This is a genomic window from Nostoc sp. FACHB-888 (genome assembly GCF_014696655.1).
Taxonomy (GTDB): Bacteria; Cyanobacteriota; Cyanobacteriia; order Cyanobacteriales; family Nostocaceae; genus Nostoc.
The window spans coordinates 1-1,758 of record NZ_JACJQM010000416.1 but is presented as its reverse complement, the minus strand read 5'-3'; the positions used below and the strand labels follow the sequence as shown (position 1 = coordinate 1,758).

The 1,758-nt window shown below is 44.1% G+C and carries 1 protein-coding gene and 1 pseudogene; one reads left to right on the top strand and one right to left on the bottom strand.

What is annotated here, in order from left to right:
• On the top strand, window positions 1-1,137 hold a 1,137-nt coding region (locus H6G26_RS41560; RefSeq protein ID WP_190737958.1), incomplete at its 5' end, for a DUF3991 domain-containing protein.
• Window positions 1,138-1,179: 42 nt separating this feature from the next.
• On the opposite strand, the pseudogene H6G26_RS43650 reads toward H6G26_RS41560, so the two are convergent.
• A pseudogene (locus H6G26_RS43650) lies at window positions 1,180-1,314 on the bottom strand (ssl1498 family light-harvesting-like protein); the annotation flags it as partial.
• Window positions 1,315-1,758 lie beyond the last annotated feature (444 nt).

The window sequence follows — 1,758 nt, the reverse complement described above, 5'->3', positions numbered from 1 at the left end:
CCTTTTGAATCAGCTACAAATTACGTTGCCCGGATTCAGAATGATCACCAATTCCATGTCCTCAACCACCAACTGGCTGACCGCGCTTTCATGCAGGAGCGCCTAGAGAGTGCAGAGCAACGGGCTAGGGCCAGCGAGAAGGAACGACAACGGCTAGAAGAAATTGTGCGCGAGCTGGAATTGAAAACCCAACAACTGCGCGACTTGGCTTTAGAGGATGTGGCCTGGGAATTGGGGCTACACAATAGCCAAGGAAAATGGAAGGGTCACGGACACATCATTAATATAGATGGGCCCAAGTTTTACGACTTCGCCCCTGCTGAACAGAAAGGCGGAGGCGGTGCAATTGATTTGGTGATGCACGTTAACCAGTGCAATCTACGGCAGGCGGTCGTCTGGTTGCATGAGCGATTTGGGGAAGCTGGGGCAGAACGAGCAGCGATCGCTAAAGCTAAAACAGTGGCTGCTGAAATTATCCAGTTAGAACCACGAACCCCGTTTCAGCTACCTGTTGAGGAAAAAAGCAAGTGGTCTTCTGTCTCCAACTACCTGACCCAGAAACGGGGGATACCATCAAACTTTGTGGAACTTCTGCATAAAAGGGGGTTAGTTTACGCTGATGATCAGCAAAACGCTGTGTTCGTCATGCGGAATCTTGGCGAAGAACCCCAGGCATTAGGAGCATTCCTGCGGGGAACACGGGGCGAGAACAACACGTTTAAGGGCTACGAGAAAGGAACAGTTAGGCGTGAGGGCTGGTTTCACTTCCGCTTAGGCGGACAGCCAACAGATCCTGTAGAGAAAGTGGTGCTTTTGAAATCGCCCATTGATGCCGTGTCTTTTGCCATGCTGGAATATCAGCAAAGAGGCGACGTGCCACCCAATAGAACTTTGTACATGGCGGTAGATAATCCCAAAAGCTTACCAGTAGAGCAATTGCAGCATATTCCTAATTTACGAGTGGCTTTTGACTCGGACGATTTTGGTAATGCAGCTGCACGGGCTACCAAGGAACTACTGCCACAGTCCAAGCGACTCAAGTGCAAAGCTGACGATTGGAATCAGCAGCTTATAGATTATGGACAGCAGTTAAAACAACAGAATCAGCAACAGCAGGAGGAAGATTTGAGTCTTTAATAGGCGTAGATATAGCGTAACTACGCCATATCTACGCCTAGTAACAAGTAATGTAGCGAACACACCCTGTAAAACGTATTTGCGTTGTTCCCAAATTGCCGGGTACTCAGCGCAGTATACCTGCGGTTCAGTTGTGTAGTTGTTGAGAACGCCGTCTTCATTAACTGTGGTGTAGATAGTTTTTTATGCTTTGCTTACGTATACGATAAATTATCCGTTATGTGGTATAAAAGGTGACGATAAAGATATAATAAATTTATGAATTATTTGAGAACAGATATTATTTCAATTTTTGATTTAGATTTTGTAGGAGATTCAATTTCTTCATCAACTATGCACAAGCTGGAGAAAATGAATGAAAAAACAGAGATTGAAACTATTTATAAATCCAGCTACCGATGGATATTTTATCAAGGTTTATTTCGAGATTTTAAAAGATTTTACTTTAAGATCCCAATATCAACCTCTACAGGTAGAGATTAGACCTCTTGCAGAATTGATTTTGTGTTATAATGATTGGTTTTCTTAATCTGAATGGGGTGAGATAACTAAAAAGATTGATGCCTGGGGTATTTATAGCGATAGTTGTAATCGCGGAACGTCTGACAGAAAAAACATCAC